The sequence below is a fragment of the Streptomyces sp. NBC_01537 genome (assembly GCF_045040445.1).
Lineage (GTDB): Bacteria > Actinomycetota > Actinomycetes > Streptomycetales > Streptomycetaceae > Actinacidiphila.
The window spans coordinates 2,252,687-2,271,469 of sequence record NZ_CP109392.1 but is presented as its reverse complement, the minus strand read 5'-3'; the positions used below and the strand labels follow the sequence as shown (position 1 = coordinate 2,271,469).

13 protein-coding genes and 1 pseudogene are annotated in these 18,783 nt (G+C 70.6%); 7 read left to right on the top strand and 7 right to left on the bottom strand.

What is annotated here, in order from left to right:
- Positions 1-2: 2 nt before the first annotated feature.
- A complete protein-coding gene (locus OG607_RS10500; protein WP_405721680.1) occupies positions 3-971 on the bottom strand; it encodes a DUF4349 domain-containing protein in 969 nt (322 codons plus the stop codon).
- A 183-nt stretch (positions 972-1,154) separates the two neighbouring features.
- Between OG607_RS10500 and OG607_RS10495 the strand changes: the two genes are divergently transcribed.
- Genes OG607_RS10495 through hemQ form a run of 3 tightly spaced genes read left to right on the top strand, consistent with a single transcriptional unit; the run spans position 1,155 to position 4,261 of the window.
- Positions 1,155-2,099: a TIGR01777 family oxidoreductase gene (locus OG607_RS10495; RefSeq protein WP_405721677.1), complete on the top strand. Its 945-nt coding sequence runs from the start codon at positions 1,155-1,157 to the stop codon at positions 2,097-2,099.
- Between the two features lie 13 nt (positions 2,100-2,112).
- Positions 2,113-3,543 (top strand): protoporphyrinogen oxidase, encoded by a 1,431-nt coding sequence (gene hemG, locus OG607_RS10490; protein WP_405721675.1) that lies wholly within the window; start codon positions 2,113-2,115, stop codon positions 3,541-3,543.
- 4 nt (positions 3,544-3,547) lie between these two features.
- Positions 3,548-4,261, top strand: a complete 714-nt coding sequence (gene hemQ, locus OG607_RS10485; protein WP_405721672.1) for a hydrogen peroxide-dependent heme synthase — start codon at positions 3,548-3,550, stop codon at positions 4,259-4,261.
- A gap of 343 nt (positions 4,262-4,604) precedes the next feature.
- On the opposite strand, the gene OG607_RS10480 is transcribed toward hemQ, so the two are convergent.
- The 4 genes and pseudogenes from OG607_RS10480 to OG607_RS10465 form a co-directional block, all read right to left on the bottom strand.
- Positions 4,605-5,771 (bottom strand): DUF1996 domain-containing protein, encoded by a 1,167-nt coding sequence (locus OG607_RS10480; RefSeq protein ID WP_405721669.1) that lies wholly within the window; start codon positions 5,769-5,771, stop codon positions 4,605-4,607.
- 49 nt (positions 5,772-5,820) lie between these two features.
- Positions 5,821-6,564: a DUF4142 domain-containing protein gene (locus OG607_RS10475; RefSeq protein ID WP_405736680.1), complete on the bottom strand. Its 744-nt coding sequence runs from the start codon at positions 6,562-6,564 to the stop codon at positions 5,821-5,823.
- 294 nt (positions 6,565-6,858) lie between these two features.
- Positions 6,859-8,074, bottom strand: a pseudogene (locus OG607_RS10470) (DUF692 domain-containing protein); the annotation flags it as partial.
- Positions 8,075-8,132: 58 nt separating this feature from the next.
- On the bottom strand, positions 8,133-8,834 hold the full coding sequence (locus OG607_RS10465; protein WP_405721666.1) for an aminoacyl-tRNA hydrolase: 702 nt from the start codon (positions 8,832-8,834) through the stop codon (positions 8,133-8,135).
- 183 nt (positions 8,835-9,017) lie between these two features.
- Here OG607_RS10465 and OG607_RS10460 point away from each other — a divergent pair, with 183 nt between their 5' ends.
- The gene (locus tag OG607_RS10460) at positions 9,018-10,391 is read left to right on the top strand and encodes a carbohydrate-binding protein (protein ID WP_405736677.1); all 1,374 of its coding nucleotides are present in this window, start codon (positions 9,018-9,020) and stop codon (positions 10,389-10,391) included.
- A 13-nt stretch (positions 10,392-10,404) separates the two neighbouring features.
- Here OG607_RS10460 and OG607_RS10455 read toward each other — a convergent pair whose 3' ends face one another.
- Entirely contained in the window at positions 10,405-12,366 is a 1,962-nt protein-coding gene (locus OG607_RS10455) for a galactose oxidase-like domain-containing protein (RefSeq protein WP_405721664.1), read from the bottom strand.
- A 41-nt stretch (positions 12,367-12,407) separates the two neighbouring features.
- Entirely contained in the window at positions 12,408-14,264 is a 1,857-nt protein-coding gene (locus tag OG607_RS10450; RefSeq protein WP_405721661.1) for a glycosyltransferase family 2 protein, read from the bottom strand.
- 287 nt (positions 14,265-14,551) lie between these two features.
- Here OG607_RS10450 and OG607_RS10445 point away from each other — a divergent pair, with 287 nt between their 5' ends.
- The 3 genes from OG607_RS10445 (at position 14,552) to OG607_RS10435 (ending at position 18,780) form a co-directional block, all read left to right on the top strand.
- Positions 14,552-15,229, top strand: a complete 678-nt coding sequence (locus OG607_RS10445; protein WP_405721658.1) for an AIM24 family protein — start codon at positions 14,552-14,554, stop codon at positions 15,227-15,229.
- An 80-nt stretch (positions 15,230-15,309) separates the two neighbouring features.
- The gene (locus OG607_RS10440; RefSeq protein WP_405721655.1) at positions 15,310-16,251 is read left to right on the top strand and encodes an intradiol ring-cleavage dioxygenase; all 942 of its coding nucleotides are present in this window, start codon (positions 15,310-15,312) and stop codon (positions 16,249-16,251) included.
- A gap of 198 nt (positions 16,252-16,449) precedes the next feature.
- The gene (locus OG607_RS10435) at positions 16,450-18,780 is read left to right on the top strand and encodes a nitrate- and nitrite sensing domain-containing protein (protein ID WP_405721652.1); all 2,331 of its coding nucleotides are present in this window, start codon (positions 16,450-16,452) and stop codon (positions 18,778-18,780) included.
- The last annotated feature ends 3 nt before the right edge of the window (positions 18,781-18,783 follow it).

Genomic DNA, 18,783 nt, shown 5'->3' with positions numbered 1-18,783 from the left:
GCTCAGTCCTCCTCGGTCCCGGTGCCGGTCCCGACCGCCGCCGGGACGGCGACCGGTGCCGGCGCGGGCGGCGCCGGGGTGCGGCGGCGCAGCGTACGCCACACCAGCCAGCCGGCCACCGCGAGTGCGGCGAACGGCAGAACGGCGGCCAGGGCGATCAGGATCGCCCGGAAGGTCGCGTAGAACGCGTGCCAGCCGGAGCCCAGCGCGTCGCCGACAGACGCCCACACGCCGTCGTCCTTCTTCGGCGCCGCGACCGCTGCCGGCTCGGTCAGCACGAGCGTGATCGTCGCCATGCTCGTCCGCTCCTTGAGCGAGGCCTGCTGTGCCTCCAGCGCCTCCAGGTCGGACTCGCGGCTGGTGAGTTCACTCTCCACCGTCACGACATCGCCCACCTTGGTCGCCTTGCCCATCAGCACCCGCAACCGCGCGATGCTCGCCTGCTGCGACTTGATCCGGCTCTGGACGTCCACCACCTGGCTCGTGACGTCCTGCGCGTTGACCTTCCGGTCCGTCAGCTTCCCGAGCTCCGCCAGGTCCCCCAGTACCTGCTCGTATCCGTCCCCCGGCACCTTGAGCTGGACCCGCGAGTGTTCGAGGCCGTCCTCGTCCAGTGACGTGCTCTCGTCGCCCACGTAGCCCCCGGCCCCGGTGACGAGTGTGCGCGCCTTGGCGAGAGCGTCCGAGACGTTCTTCGCCTCGACGGTGAGCGTCGCGGTGCGCACGATGTACGAGGTGGCGAGGTCCGTCGTCTTGCTGCTGTTGCTACTGCTGCTGTCACTGCCGCTGCCGCTGGCCGCTCCCGGGGCCTTGGCGTCGGCCGCGGCAGCGCCGTTCCCGGCGGAGCTGGTGGTGCCGCTGTCACTGCTGGAGCCGCTGCCGCAGCCCGCGAGCGCGAGCGACGCGGCGAGCAGGGTGACGGCGAGTCCCGCGAGTGATCTGCGGCCGGCCGTGCTGATCGGGTTGTTCATCGAGTGTCCCCCCAAGGACAGATGGCCTGATGTCGCCTTGTGCCGATTCGACGTGACAGCCCCCTGACGGGTTTCGGATCTGCGGTCCCGAAGCGATTACGGTCCGGACACGTCCGCGCCACGCCCTCGTTTTGAACATGTTCAACTTTCGGCTAGGCTCCTTCCCGGAATGAGGGGGACCCCATGAAGATCGTGATACCCGGAGGAACCGGGCAGGTAGGAACCGTCCTTGACCGCGCGCTGACCGCCGCCGGTCATGACGTCGTGATCCTGACCAGACGGCCGGCGGGCGACCGCGAAGTCCACTGGGACGGCGAGAGCCTCGGCCCCTGGGCCGGCGCCGTCGACGGCAGCGACCTCGTCATCAACCTCGCCGGCCGCAGTGTCAGCTGCCGCTACACCCCGGCCAACCTCCGGGCCATGATGGATTCGCGGGTCCGCTCCACCCAGGTCGTCGGCCAGGCCATCGCCGCCGCGGCCCGGCCGCCCCGCCTCTGGTTGCAGATGAGCACCGCCACCATCTACGCCCACCGCTTCGACGCCCCCAACGACGAGGCCACCGGCCTCCTCGGTGGCACCGAACCGGACGTGCCCGGCTACTGGGCCTACAGCATCGACATCGCAAGGTCCTGGGAGCAGGCCCAGGACCTTGCCGCAACCCCCGGCACCCGCAAGGTCGCCCTGCGCTCCGCGATGGTGATGAGCCCCGACCGAGGAGGCGTCTTCGACATGCTGCTGCGGCTGGTCCGCCTCGGCCTCGGCGGCCCCCTCGCGGGCGGGGCGCAGTACGTCTCCTGGATCCACGACCGCGACTTCGTCCGTGCCGTGGAGTTCCTGGCCGGACGCGAGGACCTCACCGGCCCGGTGAACCTCGCCGCTCCCGGCCCGCTGCCGCAGCGTGCCTTCATGCGCGCGCTGCGGGCGGCGTGGGGCGTCCCCGTCGGGCTGCCCGCGACGAAGTGGATGGCGGAGCTCGGTGCGTTCGCGATGCGCTCGGACACCGAACTGCTGCTGAAGAGCCGCCGGGTCGTGCCCGGCCGCCTGCTGGAAGCCGGCTTCGCCTTCGACCACGAGGAGTGGCCCGAGGCCGCCGCCGACCTTGTGCGGCGTGTGCGCGGCGCCGTCTGAGACAGTGGGGGGCATGAACGGAACGCAACCCCCGCGTGGGCACGTGATCGTCATCGGCGGCGGGATCTCCGGACTCGCGGCGGCGTACTTCCTGGGGGAGGGGGGTGCGGCGCGGGTGACGGTGCTGGAGGCCTCCAGCCGGCTCGGGGGCAAGCTGTACGCGGACGAGATCGCGGGGGTGCCGGTCGATCTGGGGGCCGAGTCGATGCTGGCCCGGCGGCCTGAAGCGGTGGCGCTGGCGCGGGCGGTGGGGCTCGGCGACGACATCGTGGCGCCGGAGACGGCGAAGGCCTCGCTGTGGACGCGGGGGCGGCTGCGGGCGATGCCGGGCGGCAGCCTGATGGGTGTGCCGGGGGACATGAGCACGCTGGCGGCATCGGGGGTGCTGTCGGCGGCGGGGCTGGCGCGGCTGCCGCTGGACCATGTGCTGCCCAGGACGAAGGTGGGGGAGGACGTCGCCGTCGGCGGCTACGTGGCGGCCCGGATGGGGCGCGAGGTGGTGGACCGGCTGGTGGGCCCGCTGCTGGGCGGGGTGTACGCCGGGAACGCGTACGAGATCTCCATGCGGGCGGCCGTGCCGCAGCTGTACGAGATCGCCCGGTCCGGGCGCTCGCTGATCGAGGGCGTACGGGACCTGCAGCGCAGGACCGCCGCCAAGCCGGCGCAGGCCGGCGGGGCGGTGTTCGCCGGGATCCGGGGCGGGGTCGGGCGGCTGCCGGTCGCGGTCGCGGAGGCATGCCGCAAGGCGGGCACGACCATCGAGACGGACGCGGCGGTGCGGGAGCTGCGGCGTACGGAAGCCGGCTGGCAGGTCGTCGTCGACGGCCCCGACGGCGCGGGGCGGCTGCTCGCGGCGGACGCGGTGGTGCTGGCGGTGCCGGCCCCCGTGGCGGCGCGGCTGCTGGCCGGGGAGTCCCCGGTGGCGGCGGGGGAGCTGGCCGCAGTGGAGTACGCGAGCCTGGCACTGGTGACGATGGCTTACCGCAGCCGTGACCTGGCGAAAGTGCCGCCGGGCAGCGGGTTCCTGGTGCCGCCGGTTGACGGGCGGACGATCAAGGCCTCCACCTTCTCCAGCGGCAAGTGGGGATGGGTCGGCGAGGCCGACCCGGACACCTTCGTGCTGCGCACCTCCATCGGGCGCCACGGCGACGAGGCCGACCTGGCCTGGGAGGACACCGACCTCGTGCGCCTGTCCCGGGAGGACCTCATCGAGGCCGTCGGGCTGACCGCCGCCCCCGTCGCCGCCCGCGTGACCCGCTGGGAGAACGGGCTGCCGCAGTATCCCGTCGGCCATCTCGCCCGGGTCGCCCGGGTGCGCGAGCAGATCGGCAAGCTGCCGGGGCTGGCGGTGTGCGGGGCGGTCTACGAGGGCGTCGGCATCCCCGCGTGCGTCGCCAGCGCCCGGAAGGCGGCTGATCGGCTGCTCGGGGCCCTGCGAGAATAGCCCCATGAGTGACGACGCCAAGATCCCGAACGCCGGCAAGAAGGCCAAGGACCTCAACGAGGTCATCCGCTACACCCTCTGGTCGGTCTTCCGGCTGCGCGACCTCCTCCCCGAGGACCGCTCCGGCTACGCCGAAGAGGTCGAGGAGCTCTTCGAGCAGCTCGCCGCCAAGGACGTCACCGTCCGCGGCACCTACGACGTCTCCGGGCTCCGCGCCGACGCCGACCTCATGATCTGGTGGCACGCCGAGACCGCCGACCAGCTCCAGGACGCGTACAACCTCTTCCGCCGCACGGCGCTCGGGCGCGCGCTGGAGCCGGTGTGGTCCAACATGGCCCTCCACCGCCCCGCCGAGTTCAACAAGAGCCACGTCCCCGCCTTCCTCGCCGACGAGACCCCGCGCAACTACGTCTCCGTCTACCCCTTCGTCCGCTCCTACGACTGGTACCTCCTCCCCGACGAGGACCGCCGCCGCATGCTCGCCGACCACGGCAAGATGGCCCGCGGCTACCCGGACGTCCGGGCCAACACGGTCGCCTCGTTCTCCCTCGGCGACTACGAGTGGATCCTGGCCTTCGAGGCGGACGAGCTCTACCGGATCGTCGACCTCATGCGGCACCTGCGGGCGTCGGAGGCTCGGATGCACGTACGCGAGGAGGTGCCGTTCTACACGGGGCGCCGCAAGGCGGTGGCGGAGCTCGTGGCTGGGCTGGCCTGACTTTCGGCGGCGCGGGGGCCCGCTTGGGGCAGCCCGCGCCGGTCGGGGGCCAGCCGGCCGAAGCCTGTGGGTCCTGGGGCCGAGCGGCCCGAGACGGCGGTGGGAGGTTCGGCTCGGCTGCTGGGGGTGAGCCCGGCACGGCGGCCGGAGGCCGGCGCTGGCGGTCGAAGCCCGCGAAGCGGTGCGAGAGCGCCAGGAAAGAGGGGCCGGGGCGCCGCAAGGCGGTCGCGGAACTGGTGGCGGGGCTGGCGTAGTGGCCTCGACTTGCACATGAGAGGGCGCCCCGCACGTTGCCTGTGCGGGGCGCCCTCTCATGGGGGGGGGTGGGGTCAACCCGTCAGGGTCAGCCGCACTTCTTGTTGCTGTTGACGCAGGCGACGACCTGGTTCATGAGGGACGTCGGCATGAAGTTGGCGAAGTCCGCGTGGTCGGTGACCGGCTTGTGGTTCTGGTCCGGGAAGCTGTCGACGGCGAAGTTCGGGCCGGAGGGCACCGAGTAGGTGAGCCGGTACTTCAGCGTCGGGACGGCCTTGGTGTTGGCGGGGCAGGCACCGGCGGCGTCGGGGAAGACTATGTGGGTGCGGTGGTTGGCGCTGTCGGTGTTGACGCCGTCCCAGCAGCTGGGGAAGACCAGGGTGCGGACGACCTGGCTGCCGTTGGGGCAGAGCGGGTACTTGTCGGCGAGCTGGCGGTTCTCGAAGCCGGTGCAGGACCAGGAGGCCTTGGCGTTGGCGGTGCCGTTGGTGACGGCCTTGGCGTCGCCCATGATGATCTTCAGTGTCGAGGGCATCGCGACGACCTGCGAGGTCGCGCTGCCGTTGAAGGTCAGCTGGACCGAGGCCGGCGTGAGGATGGTGCCGGTGTTGCCGTCCGCGTCGGCCGCGTCGTTGGCGGAGCGGCTGCGCAGGACGGGCCAGAAGTACGTGGACTTGTCGCCCTGGGCGCAGGTGGTGCCGGCGGCGGCGAGGGTCTCGTTGGTCGAGAAGCCGTCGGTGCTCAGGTTGCCGACGTAGTCGTGCACGTGGTGGGCGCCGTTGGCGACACCGGGGGCGACGATGAAGTTGTCCGGGTTGAAGTGCCCGTTCTCGTTCTTGCCGCAGCGGGCCGTGAAGACGCCGGTGGTGCCGCCCTGCTGGGTCTGCACGTTCTGGACGTTCGGCTGCACGGACTTGATGTCGACGAAGTCGTCGGCGACCGGGCCGTTGGTGACGACCCCGCCACCGCCCGCCGTGGCGGAGGCCGTCGCAGCGGCCGAAGCGGTGGCCGAGGCGGACGCGTTGGCGTTGCCGCCGGCGTTGTTGTTACCGCCGTTGTTGCCGGTGCCGTTGCGGCCCTTGTTCCTGCCGCCGTTGCGCCGGCCGGCCAGCACGTCCGCCGAGGACGACGCGGCGGCGGTGGGGCTGGAGTCCGACCGCCAGTGGGCGGACGCCGTACCGGAGACGAGGGCGAAGGTGCCGCCGGAGCCGACCAGGGCCAGCACCGCGATCACGACGAGGTGCTTGGTACTCAACCGGCGGCGGCGACTGAACTGTTGTCGGGGCATTAAGGAGCTCATTTCGTCACTGCGACGTCTCGGGGGAGGAAGCCGCGGGAGGTAGGGAGAACGTGGGGGAGGGGGTGACGATGACAGTCGGCGAGCCGGGGCTCGGCGTCGGCGCCACCTGCGCGGCCGTGTTCGTCGGGCTCGCTGTCGTGTCGATCGCTATCTGGTTGAAGTTGACCAGGCCGGTCTCCTCCAGAACCGTCATGTGATCGAGAACAGTCGTGTTGGCCTGATCGGCCAACTGCCGTACCAGCGTGTTCTGCGTCGTCGCTCTCACCTGCGAGACCAGCGAGAACACCTTCCCGTGCTGCAGCCGCAGGATGTTCGCGAAGTCCTGGTCGAAGGTCGCTCCGCTGTCGGCCGAGAACGTGGCCAGGAAGCCCTGCTGCTGCGGGGTCGGCTCGTTGGGCAGGGTGATCCCCAGCAGCGGCGCGATCTTCCGTGCGGTGGTGTCCAGGTTGGTGTGGCCGTCGATCAGGTGCTGTCCCGCAGTCTTGACCGCTTGGGTGGTGCCCTTCTGCTGCGCCATCTGGCCGGCCGGGAACTCCCACAGGCCGGCCAGCCGCACCTTCACCACGAAGGATCGGTCCAGATCGGTCAACGGGCCGTACTGGGTGGCCGTGGTCTGGGCACTCACGCTGCTCGCCCCGAGCACACCACCGTTGACGGCGGACATCACCGGGTACATCAAAGCAACGACGGTCACGGCCAGCGCCCCCACGACGAGGCTGGTTCCGGTGACGTAACGGGTGGTTCGCATCATGCCTCCTGGTGCGAGGCGGCCCTTGGTCGGGGGCGGCCAGGCACTCGGCCTTTCCTGATGCGACCGCACGTTAGTGCGTTTGCTGCGTTCCAAGCGAGGAATCGTCACGTATTCGCGATTCCCGGGATTCCGGGAGCCGTTGGTTGGTACGTTGTTCGGTTTCCCCGGTTGTGGCGTTAAAACCGCAGGTCAGCGTACGTTCGTAAAGAATTGTGGCGCAATTGAACGCAGCCCGCCACCCATACGTATGAATGCGCGTGAGGTGTGTTTCTTCACATGCGGGCCATGCGCCGGGACCGGGCCGGAACGCTCCTCCCACCAGGTCTTCAGACGGGTGAGGGCGGGGGCCGAGACGATCCCCGTGGAGATCACATGCTCCGCGAACGACAGCGCGTCGCGGCGGTAGCCGGAGACGGGCATCGGATTGCGGGCGGCGTAGGCGAGAAAGGCCGGCCGGTAGCCGCTGCCGAGGATGTCCGGCAGCTCCGGGGCGACCTTCGCCACGACGTCGGCACGCTTGGCGGCCAGGGCGCGGCTCTGTACGGCGATCCGGGCGCGGTCGAAGCCCTCCGGCACCGGGGTTCCGGCGACCAGGGCCGACAGCAGCGAGGTCTGGGCCAGCGCGAGGCGCTGGCGGGCGTCATCGGGCATGGTGTGCCTCCGTGGCTGCGGCAGGGGCCGCTGTCAGTACGCCGCGTATCGCCGCCAGCTCGGCGGCGAGTTCGGCCGGTGCCGGGAAGTCATCGTCCCGCTCCAGCAGTACGCCGGGCGGGCTCACGCGCGCGCAGAGCTCGGCCAGGACGTCCAGCACCGGCTGTGGGACCGGGTGCGCGTGGCTGTCGTGCCATACCCCGTCGCGCTCGACGCCGCCCGCGACATGGACGTACGCGACGGCCTCCAGGGGCAGTTCGTCCAGGGCCGTGACCGGGTCCTCGCCGCGGTTGACGTGGTTGGTGTGCAGATTGGCCACATCGATGAGCAGGCGCACGCCGGTGCGCTCCACGAGTTCGGCGAGGAAGGCGCCCTCGCTCAACTCCTCGTAGCCGGGCGGCCAGGCGAGCAGCGCCGCGATGTTCTCCAGCGCGAGCGGCACGGGCAGGGCGTCCTGGGCGATCCGCACGTTCTCGCAGAGCACGTCCAGCGCGTCGCGCGTGCGGGGGACGGGGAGCAGATGGCCCGCTTCGAGGCGCGGCGAGCCGGTCAGCGGGCCGCCGGCGCGTACGAAGGCGATGTGCTCGGTGACCAGAGGCGCGGCGAGCGCGGTCGCGCGTTCCGCGAGCGCGGCGAGCCGGGCCGGGTCCGGGCGGTCGGCGCCGCCGAGGCCGAGGGAGACGCCGTGCGGGACGACGGTGGTGCCGCGGCCGAGGAGGCGGGTCAGGCCCTCCGGGAGGTGGCCGGGGCAGATGTTCTCGGCGACGACCTCCACCCAGTCGATGCCGGGCATCGACTCGATGGCCTCGGCGATCTCGGGCCGCCAGCCGATTCCTGTGCCGAGCGAGTTGTCCATGCGGGGGTGATGGCCCCGGCGGGGGCGGTTGAACCCTGGGCGGGCGGGGTTCAGAGGTTCATTTGAGCTTCGGGTGGTCGGCGACGACCGTGCAGGAGCCCGGGGCGATCTCAGTGAAGCCGGCGTCGCGGACGACGGGCAGGCCGGAAGCGGTGAGTTCGGCCCAGCGGGAAGGGGCGGGGGTGCGGACGGCGAGGGCGAAGCCGGTGGCGGCCCAGGCGGCGCGGTCGGCGGGGGTCAGGGCCCACCAGGCGAGCTGGGCGCCGTGGCCGGCCTGGGCCATGGCCTTGCCGGCGGACATGTCGAGGTCGGGGCTGAGCCAGAGGACGGGGAGGCCGGGGGCGGGGGCGGGCGGCGGCCCGGGGTCGTCGAGGTCGGTGCCGGAGACCTGGAGTTTGGCGAGCTCCTTGGGCCAGCCGTCCAGCGGGACGGGCGGGAAGACCCGTACCTCGGCGGCGGCGCCGGTGACCGTGATGCCCGGCAGTTCCGTGGCGCGCAGCCATTCCGAGCCGCGGGCGCGGCGGACGACCTTGCGGATACGGGCGTCCTGCCAGTCGCGTACGGGCTGGGCCCACTCGCCGTCCTCCGCTGTCGCGCGCTCGTCGTGGAGCAGGGTGAGGACGGCCCGGGCCGCCGTCTCCAGGGCGTCGGTGCGGGCCGGGGGTGTGGCGCGCTCGATGCGGACGACGAGGGGGAGGACGAACTGCGGGGCGGCGTCGCGGTCGGTCGCCTCGTGCTGGAAGGGGCTGGTACTGGTCACGCGGCCAAGTCTGCCAGGCCGCCGGACAGGCCCTGAGGAGAGGCTGTCCGTCCCAATTGCCCCATGGGTGGCGCATCTGCCGTAGGCTGGACGACAAGGGGTGGGGACTTCCGGCAGGGGGGCCGGCATATGCGCGTAGCCTCAACACGCTTGGTCGTGTTGGTGGGGGGTCTGGTACTGGCGATGGTGGTGGCGGTGGTCGCCGTGGTGGTGATCACACGCGATGACGGCCAGGGCGACGGCGGCGATACGAGCGGCGGCCCGAGCAGTGCCGCGACACCTGATTCCAAGGGCTGGACGCAGGTGTTCCGGGACGACTTCGACGGCACCGCCGGCAGCCTTCCGGCCAAGGACCGCTGGGTGATCGACACCGGCACCGGCTATCCCGGCGGGGCCGAGCACTGGGGCACCGGCGAGATCGAGACGTACACCGACAGCCCGAAGAACGTGAGCCTGGACGGCAAGGGGAAGCTGCGCATCACGCCGCTGCGGGACGCCGCGGGCGCCTGGACCTCGGCCCGTATCGAATCCGTACGCGAGGACTTCCAGCCGCCCGAGCACGGCACGCTGCGCGTGCAGTCCCGGATCCAGCTGCCGGACGTGACCGGGGCGGAGGCGAAGGGCTACTGGTCGGCCTTCTGGCTCCTGGGGGCAGGGGTGCGCGGGAACCCCAACTCATGGCCGGGGATCGGCGAGTTCGACGTGATGGAGCATGTCAACGGGATCAACGAGATCCGGGGCACGCTGCACTGCGGCACCGAGCCGGGCGGCCCGTGCGACGAGCACAACGGGCGGGGCGCGGGGACGAGCTGCCCGGGGTCGAGCTGCGCGGGCAACTTCCACACGTACGCGTTCGAATGGGACCGCAGCACCTCACCGGAGGAGCTGCGCTGGTATGTCGACGGCAAGAAGTTCTGGTCCGTGAAGGCCACCGACGTGGACGCGCAGACCTGGACCCAGGCCGTGCACAACAGCAGCTTCCTGCTCTTCAACCTGGCCATCGGCGGCGACTTCCCCAACGGCCAGGCCCAGGGCCAGACCCCGGACGCGGGCACCAAGCCCGGTGTCCCGATGGTGGTCGACTGGGTCTCCGTACAGAGCCGGGGCGGCACCCCGCAGGCCACCACCGGGCCGCGCAGCGGCTTCACGGCGGACGAGCCGATCCGGGCGGAGTACGCGACGAAGGCGACGGGGACCGCCGTGCAGCCCAGCACCGACAAGGCGGACAAGGGCGGCGGGCACACGGTGGGCTGGCTCGGGAACGGCGATGTGCTGCGCTTCGACGACGTGAAGTTCACCGGCGAGGACCACTTCGCCGCGCGCGTCGCCTCGGGCGGCGGCGAGGCCACCCTGGGCGGCAAGATCGAGGTGCGCCTCGACAGCCCGACCGCGGCGCCGATCGGCGCGCTGGAGCCGGGGAACACCGGTGGCTGGCAGACCTGGAAGACGCTGAACGCGGAGATCCCGTCGACGACGGGATCCCACGACGTCTATCTGACCTTCGCCGCCCCCCAGGTCGACGACTTCGTCAACCTGAACTGGGTCAGCTTCAGCTGACGCTTCAGGCCTCTTACTTGACGTGGACCCAGCGGGCCACGGACGGCACGCCCTGCTTGTCGGTCACGAAGAGCATGTACCAGCCGGAGGGCACCAGGGCCGGGTTCTTCGGGATGACGGTCTTGATGCCGGTCGCCGTCTTGGTGAAGTTCAGCGCGATCGAGCGCTGCTGGACATCCGTCACATGCGTGACCGAGCTGGGGCGCATCAGCCGTACGGTGGCGATCTTCGACGCGTCCGGCGTGGTGAACTGCGCCGACGCACCCCGTGCCGCCTCCGCCGTACCGCCCGTCACCTCGGGCCGCTTGCCGCCCTGGTAGAGGTAGGCCGGGGTGTAGATCTCGATGCGCTTCTCGAAGGTCGGCGGCAGGGTGTCGTTCTTGTCGCCGAACAGCGGGTTGGAGCCGAAGGTGACCACCCGGCCGTCGGGCAGCAGCAGTGCCTCGGAGTGGTAGTCCCGGCCCACCGTCGGGTCGGCGGCGCTGGTGAAGGTGTTGGTGCCGGGGTGGTACGTCTGGGCCTTGAGGATGTCGCTGCCGTGCTTGCCCCGGTAGTCGGCGGAGCCGCCGGTGGTGAAGACGGTGTCGTCCGGCATGATCACGGCGCTGAGGTAGCGGGTGCCGCCGGTCGGCAGGTCGGGGCCGGCGGTGAACTTCGGGTCCTCCGCCGACAGGTCGACGATGTCGGTGTGGGCGGTGGAGACCTTGGACTCGCCGGGCTTGCCGCCGCCGAGGACCATCACCTTCTGGTCCTGGGCGGGCGGCAGCAGCACGGAGGGGCTGGTCTCCCGCGTGTTCGCGTCGCGCAGCCCGGGGACCACGGTGAAGGTGTTCTTCTTGTAGTCCCAGATGCCGGGGACGCGGCCCTTGGTCGGCGGGCCGTAGCCGCCGTTGGAGCCGGAGTAGAAGAGCTTCTGGTCCGCTGTGAGGAACAGCGCCGGGTAGGTCGGGAAGTAGTGGGTGGCGGCGGGCGACCAGGTCTTGGTCTTCGGGTCGTAGGTCTCGTTCTGCCCGTTGAGGATGTAGCCGGTGTCGTCCAGCCCGGAGACGGTCATGATCTTGTTGTCCGCGAGCTGGACCAGGGTCGGGTACCAGCGGGCGTACTGCATCGACTCGACCTTGACGTACATCTCGGTGTTGGGGTCGAACTCGTAGGCGGCCTTGATCCCCTGGTAGTCCTGCTTGTTGAAGTTGATCGCCTTGGCCATGCCGTAGAGCGTCTCGCCGCTGTTGCCGGTCAGGCCCTTGACCCGGAACTGGGTCATCTTCTTGATGACCTTGTCCTTGCCCTTGGCTTTCGCCTCGACGAAGACGGCCTGCTGGGCGGTGACGACGACGGTCTTGGGAGCCTTCACGCCCAGCTTGTTCTTCACCATCTTGGTGACCTTGGTGGCGGCGGGCACGGTCAGATCGTCGTTGGTGATGTACTCGTCGCCGGACGGGGAGACGAAGACCGTGCCCTTGGCCACCTTGCGCGAGCGGTTCGGGTCCTCGTTCCTGACCTGCATGGTGCCGCCGGCCTTTGTCACGTCCCCCTTGAGCACCTCGTAGCGCAGGGTGCCGCCGGCCACCAGGACCCGCCCGTCGGCGAGCGAGACATGGCCGGAGCAGAACATGTCGGCCGGGGTCTTGATGAGCTTGTAGGTGTTGGCGACCGGGTCCCAGAGCAGGGTCTTGAAGGTGCCGGCCTTGAAGTTGTCCTTCTCGTTGCCGGAACCGGCGATGATCAGCACCTTGCCGTCGTTCAGCAGGGTCGCGTGGATGGCGTTGACCTGGAATTCCTCCGGGATGTTGAGAGTCGTCCAGGAGCCGTACTGGCGCTTGTACTCGGGCTGCGAGATGACGTACTGGTGGTACTTCTCCTGGGCGAAGCCGACGGCGGCGGGCGCGTTCATGCCGGTGAAGGCCAGGAAGACAGTGCTGCCGATGGCGAGGCGCTTGGTTCTGAGCGTCGGTTGGAAGAACGACTCTGACATGGTGCGATTCCCCCCTGGAATCTCGTTACGTGTTACGTGAGTTACGCGACTGCCTCGCGGGCGGCCTCCCCGGCGGTTTCGCGCGCCGCTGCGCGCGCGGCGGCCTTGCGCCTGCGGCGGCTGCGCGAGACCTGGACCCGCCAGATGATCAGCGGCAGCAGCGAGAACACCAGGGCGAGGACAGCCCAGATCCGCATCGCCAGATACGTGTAGCCGGTCCAGAAGGAGGCCACGAAGGCACCGCCGAAGACCACCGCCCAGAGCAGGTGCATCCGGAAGGTGAGGATCCGGTCCGGGCTGGAGGAGTCGCCCTTCGGGGTGACCTTGAAGGTCGCCGGGAGCCGGAGGAAGGCCGCCACCAGGGAGGTGGCGTAGATCGGGGTGGCCATGGCGCCCATCGCCATGCCGCCGACGCCGGTGGAGCCCTCGGGTTCGTGGGGGCTGACGTTGTGGCGGCGGTTGACGGAGTACAGGCCGATCTGGAGCAGGGCGGCGTCGCAGTACAGCATCATCCAGCTGGCCGTGGAGACGCTGACGCCCGAGGCGCCGAAGACCAGGTAGAGGACGGAGCTGAGGCCGCCGAGGATGCAGGAGATGCCCGACATCGGGTAGAAGGCCACCATCAGCAGGTAGTTGAACAGCCGTCCGGGGGACAGCCGCCAGCCGACCCGCCAGAAGTGCTTGAACAGCGTCTCGTACGTGCCCCGGCTCCAGCGCAGTTGCTGGCCGAAGAAGTCCGTCCATGAGCTGGGGCCCTCGCCGACCGCGAGGACGTCCGGGGTGTAGACGGATCTCCACTTGCGCCTGGTGACGGGATTGCGGCGGCAGTGGAACTCCAGGCCGGTCGCCATGTCCTCGGTGATCGAGTCGTACAGGCCGCCGATCTGCTTGAGCGCGCTGATCCGCACCGCGTTGTTCGTCCCGACGAACATGGGGGAGCCGTAGCGGTTGCCGGCTCGCTGGACCACGGCGTGGAAGAGGAACTGCTGGCTCTCGGCGGCCTTGGTGACCAGCGAGTCGTAGTTGCCGTAGACCTGCGGGCCGACGACGAAGGCGACATCCGGGTCGCGGAAGTAACCGAGCATCCGCTCAAGGAAGTTGGCGTGCGGGACGTGATCGGTGTCCACGCAGGCCAGGAAGTCGTAGTCGTCGCCGTGGGCGTCCAGCCAGCCGTTGTAGTTACCGTGCTTGGTCTTCGCGCGGTAGGGCCCCTTGCGCATGTTGTACTTCCCCACGCCCTTGCGCGAGAAGTGATGCACACCCAGCTCTGCGCAGAGCGCCTTCATCTCCGGGTCGTCGCCCTCGTCGAGCAGCCAGACATGCACGGTGCCCTGGTGCCGGATGCGCGTCGCGGCCGTCAGCGTCTTGCGCACCATGTCCAGCGGTTCCTTGCCGGGCACGCAGGTCGTGATGAAGGCGACGCGGGTGCCGGACTCGGCCCGCACCGGTATCGGATCGCGGGCGAAGAGCGTGCCGTGCGCGTTGGACACGATCTGCAGCAGCCGGAAGAACTCGATCACGATGATCGTGCCGAGGACCACCTTGTCCAGCCGCAGCAGCCACTCGCGCGGCTCGAAGGGCCGCTGCGACCAGTGCTCGGGCATCAGCAGCCAGCCCAGCAGCGCCGCTTCGACCAGCGGAGCCAGCACCATCAGCAGGACGACCCTTAACCGCCGGGTCTCCTTGCCCAGCAGCTTGCGGTAGCGCACCCGGTACGGGGTGCCGTCCGGCGGCGGCTCGGTGATCGGGCCGGTGAGCCGGCTGAAGCGGTCGTAGTCGTAGGCGAGCGCGGGAATGTGCCGGTACCGCGAACCCGAGGCCGAGTCCGGCTTCGACCCCCTCGGCGACCCCGTCGGCGATCCTGCCTGCGGTCTCGGCTCAGTGGATACGTCTGTCATGACGCCTGCCCCCTCCAAGGCATGGCGCCAGCGGCGATCGTGTGGCAGCAAGAGAAAAGCCCGGGCCCTCTCCAAGGCCGGAAGTCCCCCACATGTGCCGGAACCCCCCGGTTCCGACCCACTTGGCCGCTGCGCCCCCCAAGGCGTGAAAAACGATCAATTGGTTCTTCTGTGCAGTCACATGGTAGCCGGTTGTATTTTGCCGTGTTTGCGTTACGGAGTTATGGCGGAAGGCTTTCCTCTTCGAAAACCTCGCCCTGAAGGTCGCGGAGTGTGAGGATGTGGCAGTGCGTAGCGACCTCTTCGCGACCGAGAACACGGCGCAACCGGCCGAACGGCCCGGCATGACCCTGCAGAACGCCAAGTCGATCAAGTACGCCGTCAGCGGCGAGTGCTACGCCCGGCAGGGCGCGATGATCGCCTACCGCGGCAGCCTTCAGTTCGAGGTGAAGGGGCAGGGGGTCGGCAAGTTCCTCAAGCGTGCCCTCACCGGCGAGGGCCTGCCCCTGATGTCGGTGCGCGGCCAGGGCGAGGCCTGGTTCGCCCACGAGGCCGCCAACTGCTTCGTCATCGACCTCGACCAGGGCGACGCCCTCACCATAAACGGCCGCAACGTCCTGGTCTTCGACCCGAGCCTCAGCTACGAGATCAGGACCATCAAGGGCGCGGGCATGGTCGGCGGCGGCCTCTTCAACAGCGTCTTCACCGGCCAGGGCCGGCTCGGCATCATCTGCGAGGGCAATCCCATCATCATCCCGGTCACCCCGCAGGCCCCCGTCTACGTCGACACGGACGCGGTCGTCGGCTGGACCGCGGCCCTCCAGACCTCCCTGCACCGCTCCCAGAGCTTCGGCTCCATGCTGCGCGGCGGCTCCGGCGAGGCCGTGCAACTCGCGCTGCAGGGCGAGGGCTTCGTCATCGTCCGGCCCAGCGAGGCCACGCCCCAGCAGTCCGGCGCCCACTGACGTGCGGCTGGGGGAGTTTGGCCTGAACATGGCATAACTTTCACAGGGTTTCCACAGGTGCGCTTCCTAGCGTCGCGTACATGACAAAACTTCCCGTGAGACCTGAGACAGAAGTGACGTCGGTTTCCCGCCGCAGGGCCATTCAGGTCGCCGGTGCCGGTGCCGTCGCGGTGGGCGCCGGCGTCACTGTCGCAGCCGCCGCCTCGTCGGCCGATGCGGCCGACCGCGGCCGGGGCCATCGGCCGAAGCCCCCGCCGGAGCCGTGCCTGGCGCTGACGGCGGAGCAGGTCGAGGGCCCGTACTACCTCGACTACAACCTGGTGCGCCGGGACATCACCGAGGACTACCCGGGGGTGCCGCTGCGGCTGCGGCTGAAGGTCATCGACGAGACCACCTGCCGGCCGCTGCGCGGCGCGGCCGTCGACATCTGGCACTGCAGTGCGGTCGGCGAGTACTCCGGCTACGACCCCATGGGCGGTGGCGGCCCGACCGGACCTCCCCCGAGCGGTACGCCGACCGGCACGCCCACCGGGCCCCCGCCCGGCGGCGGAGGGGGCGGGCACGCCGAGCCGACCAACGACCTGACGTTCCTGCGCGGCACGCAACTGACGGACCGGCACGGGGTCGTCGAGTTCGACACGCTCTTCCCCGGCTGGTACCAGGGCCGGGCCATCCACATCCACACCAAGGTCAAGGTGGACGGCGAGCTCACGGACGACGGTTACGAGGGCGGCCACCAGTGCCACACCGGGCAGTTCTACTTCGAGGAGGAGGCGGTGCTGCAGATCGAAGGGCTCGACCCGTACGTCAGCAACACGGCCACGCGGGTCCTGCTCGACGAGGACGGCATCTACCCCGGGGGCGGCGTCACCGGCGGCCTGCTCAAGCTGCGTTACCGCAAGGGGCACATCGAGCGCGGCGTCCTCGGCACCATCACCATGAGCGTCGACCCGGCGGCCGTCAACACCGGATCCGGTGCCCAGCCGTCCGCCTCGGCCTCGACCTCGGCTTCCGCTTCGTGACCTGACCTCAATCGCCGGACGGGCCGAACCCGGCCCGTCCGGCGCCCTCGAACAGGAGGGCGAAAATCCGTTTGTGAAGGGCAGTCGGGAAACTTTCGCTTGGCGCATGCCATCTGACTACTATCAGCTCCCCAGCCGTCGCTCTTTGCGCGTTTCGGAGCGAAGACGCGGTTGCACGGCGATAGGGGTGTCCTGCGCGTGAGTGTGTCCAAACACAGTGGAAGAGCGCGTACGCGAAGGCTTCCGCTGCGCACGGTACTGATCGTCCTGGCCCTCGTCCCGAGCGTCGCGCTCACCGGGCTGCTGACCCTGGGCATGTACCAGCTTGGCCAGGAGTGGCGGGACGAGGACGCCCAGCGGAACCTGGCGTCGAACGTCGGCGGCCCGGCGCAGCAGCTGCTGTCCGCCCTGCAGAAGGAACGACGGCTCACCGCCCAGGCGCTGGCGGACGCTTCGGCGCCCCACGACGAACTGACCGCGCAGCGCGCCGAGACCGACCGGTGGGCGGCGCAGTTCCGCCCGCTGGCCCGGCTGGACACCAGCCACGGCCACGCCGGCATCAAGGAAGCGCTCACGGCCGTGGTGCGGCAGCTCGACGGGCTCGACGCCGAGCGCCGGGCGGTGGACGCCGGAGCGTCCGGCCAGGACAAGGCGTACACGTACTACACCGGGGCGGTCGTGGCCGACCTGTCGGTGTTCACCGCGCTGGGCAACAGCTCCAGCGGAGAGGTCACGGTCGCGGCGCAGACGCTGGTGGACCTCTTCGGTGCGACGGAGATGATCTCCCGCGAGGACGCGCTGCTGGCCCGGGGCTGGAAGTCCGGGCGGCTGGAGTTCGACGCGTACGACCTGTTCGTCGACTCCATCGGTACGCAGGAGTACCTGCTGGAGTACCGGGTGGAGCCCACGCTCAGCGGCAAGGAGCGCGCGCTGTACCGGACGCTGGCGGGCAGCCGGCTCTGGACGGACAAACGCGATCTGGAGGAGCGGCTGATCGGGGCGGTGACCGACGGCACCCCCGGCGGGCAGGTCATCGTCCCCATCGGCCAGGCGCAGTGGCGCGGCACGGTGGACCGGGCCACCCCGGAGCTGGGCCGGGTGCTGCAGGCCCGGGTGGACACCGTCAGGTCGCTGGCGGACAGCAGCGCCCACCGGCTCTGGCTCATCCTGGTGACCGTGAGCGTGCTGGGCGCCGCCACCGTGGCCCTGGTGATCGGGACCAGCTGGCGGCTGGCCACCCTGCTGCGCCGGCGCATCCTGAGCCTGCGCGACGAGGCCAAGGAGCTGCAGGCCAGGCTGCCCGAGGTGGTCGCGCGGCTGGAGCGCGGCGAGGATGTCGACGTGGAGGCGGAGGTCCCCGCGGTCGACCCAGATGCGGGCCCCGACGCCCGCCCCGATGCCAACGGTGTCTTCCACGCGGACGAACTGGGCGAGCTGGCCCAGGCCCTCGACCTGGCCCGGCGCAGCGCGGTGACCACCGCCGTACGCCAGGCCGAGCAGCACCGCGGCTTCGAGCGGCTGCTGCAGCGCATCGCGCGCCGCACCCAGCTGCTGATCGGCCTGCAGCTGAGGAAGCTCGACGAGATGGAGCGCAAGCACGAGGACCCCGAGGTCCTGGAAGGCCTGTTCGACCTGGACCACCTCACCGCCCGGCTGCGCCGCTACGAGGAGAACCTGGTGATCCTCGGCGGCGGCCAGCCGCAGCGCCGCTGGCGCAAGCCGGTGCCGCTGCTGGACGTGCTGCGGGCCGCCCAGGGCGAGGTACAGGACTACCGCCGGATCTCCGTGGAGGTCGAGGGCCGGCCGTGGGTCTCCGAGTGGGCCGTCGGCTCCCTCACCCACATCCTCGCGGAACTGATGGAGAACGCCGCCGCCTTCTCCAAGCCGCCCACCCCCGTCGAGGTCCGCGCCGGGCGGGTCGGCCGCGGCATCGTCGTGGAGATCGAGGACCGCGGCCTGGGCATGACGCCCGCTCAGTACGCCGCCGCCAACGCCCTCATGCAGGACCCGCCGCAGCTCGACGTCATGACCCGGGCCGACGATGTCCGCCTCGGGCTGTACGTGGTGGCCCGGCTGTCGGCCGGCCTCGGCGTGCAGGTGGAGCTGCGCCCGTCGGCGTTCGGCGGTTCCCGGGTCATCGTCCTGGTGCCCGAGCGGTACGTCGCCGTACGCCCGCAGCCCGGCGCGGTGCCGACCGGCGGCGGGCCGGAGGACGTGCCGCCGCAGCACTCCGGGCCGCGCCGGCACGCCGCCGCCGACCCCGCGGCGGTGGCCCTGGCCCAGCAGGAGGGGCGGCTGCCGACCAGGTCGCGCGCACACGCGGCCCCGGACGCCGGGGCGCCGGCCGACTTCCCGCTGCCCCAGCGGGTGCGTCAGGCCAGCCTCGCCGACGGGCTGCGGCAGCCGGCCGCCGAGGACTTCACACCGCCGCCCGAGCCCCGCCGTTCCGGGGCCACCATCGGGGCCTTCCAGCGTCAGTCGCGCAAGGCCAGAACCACCCGCTCACCCATGACGACGACGGAAGACTGACTG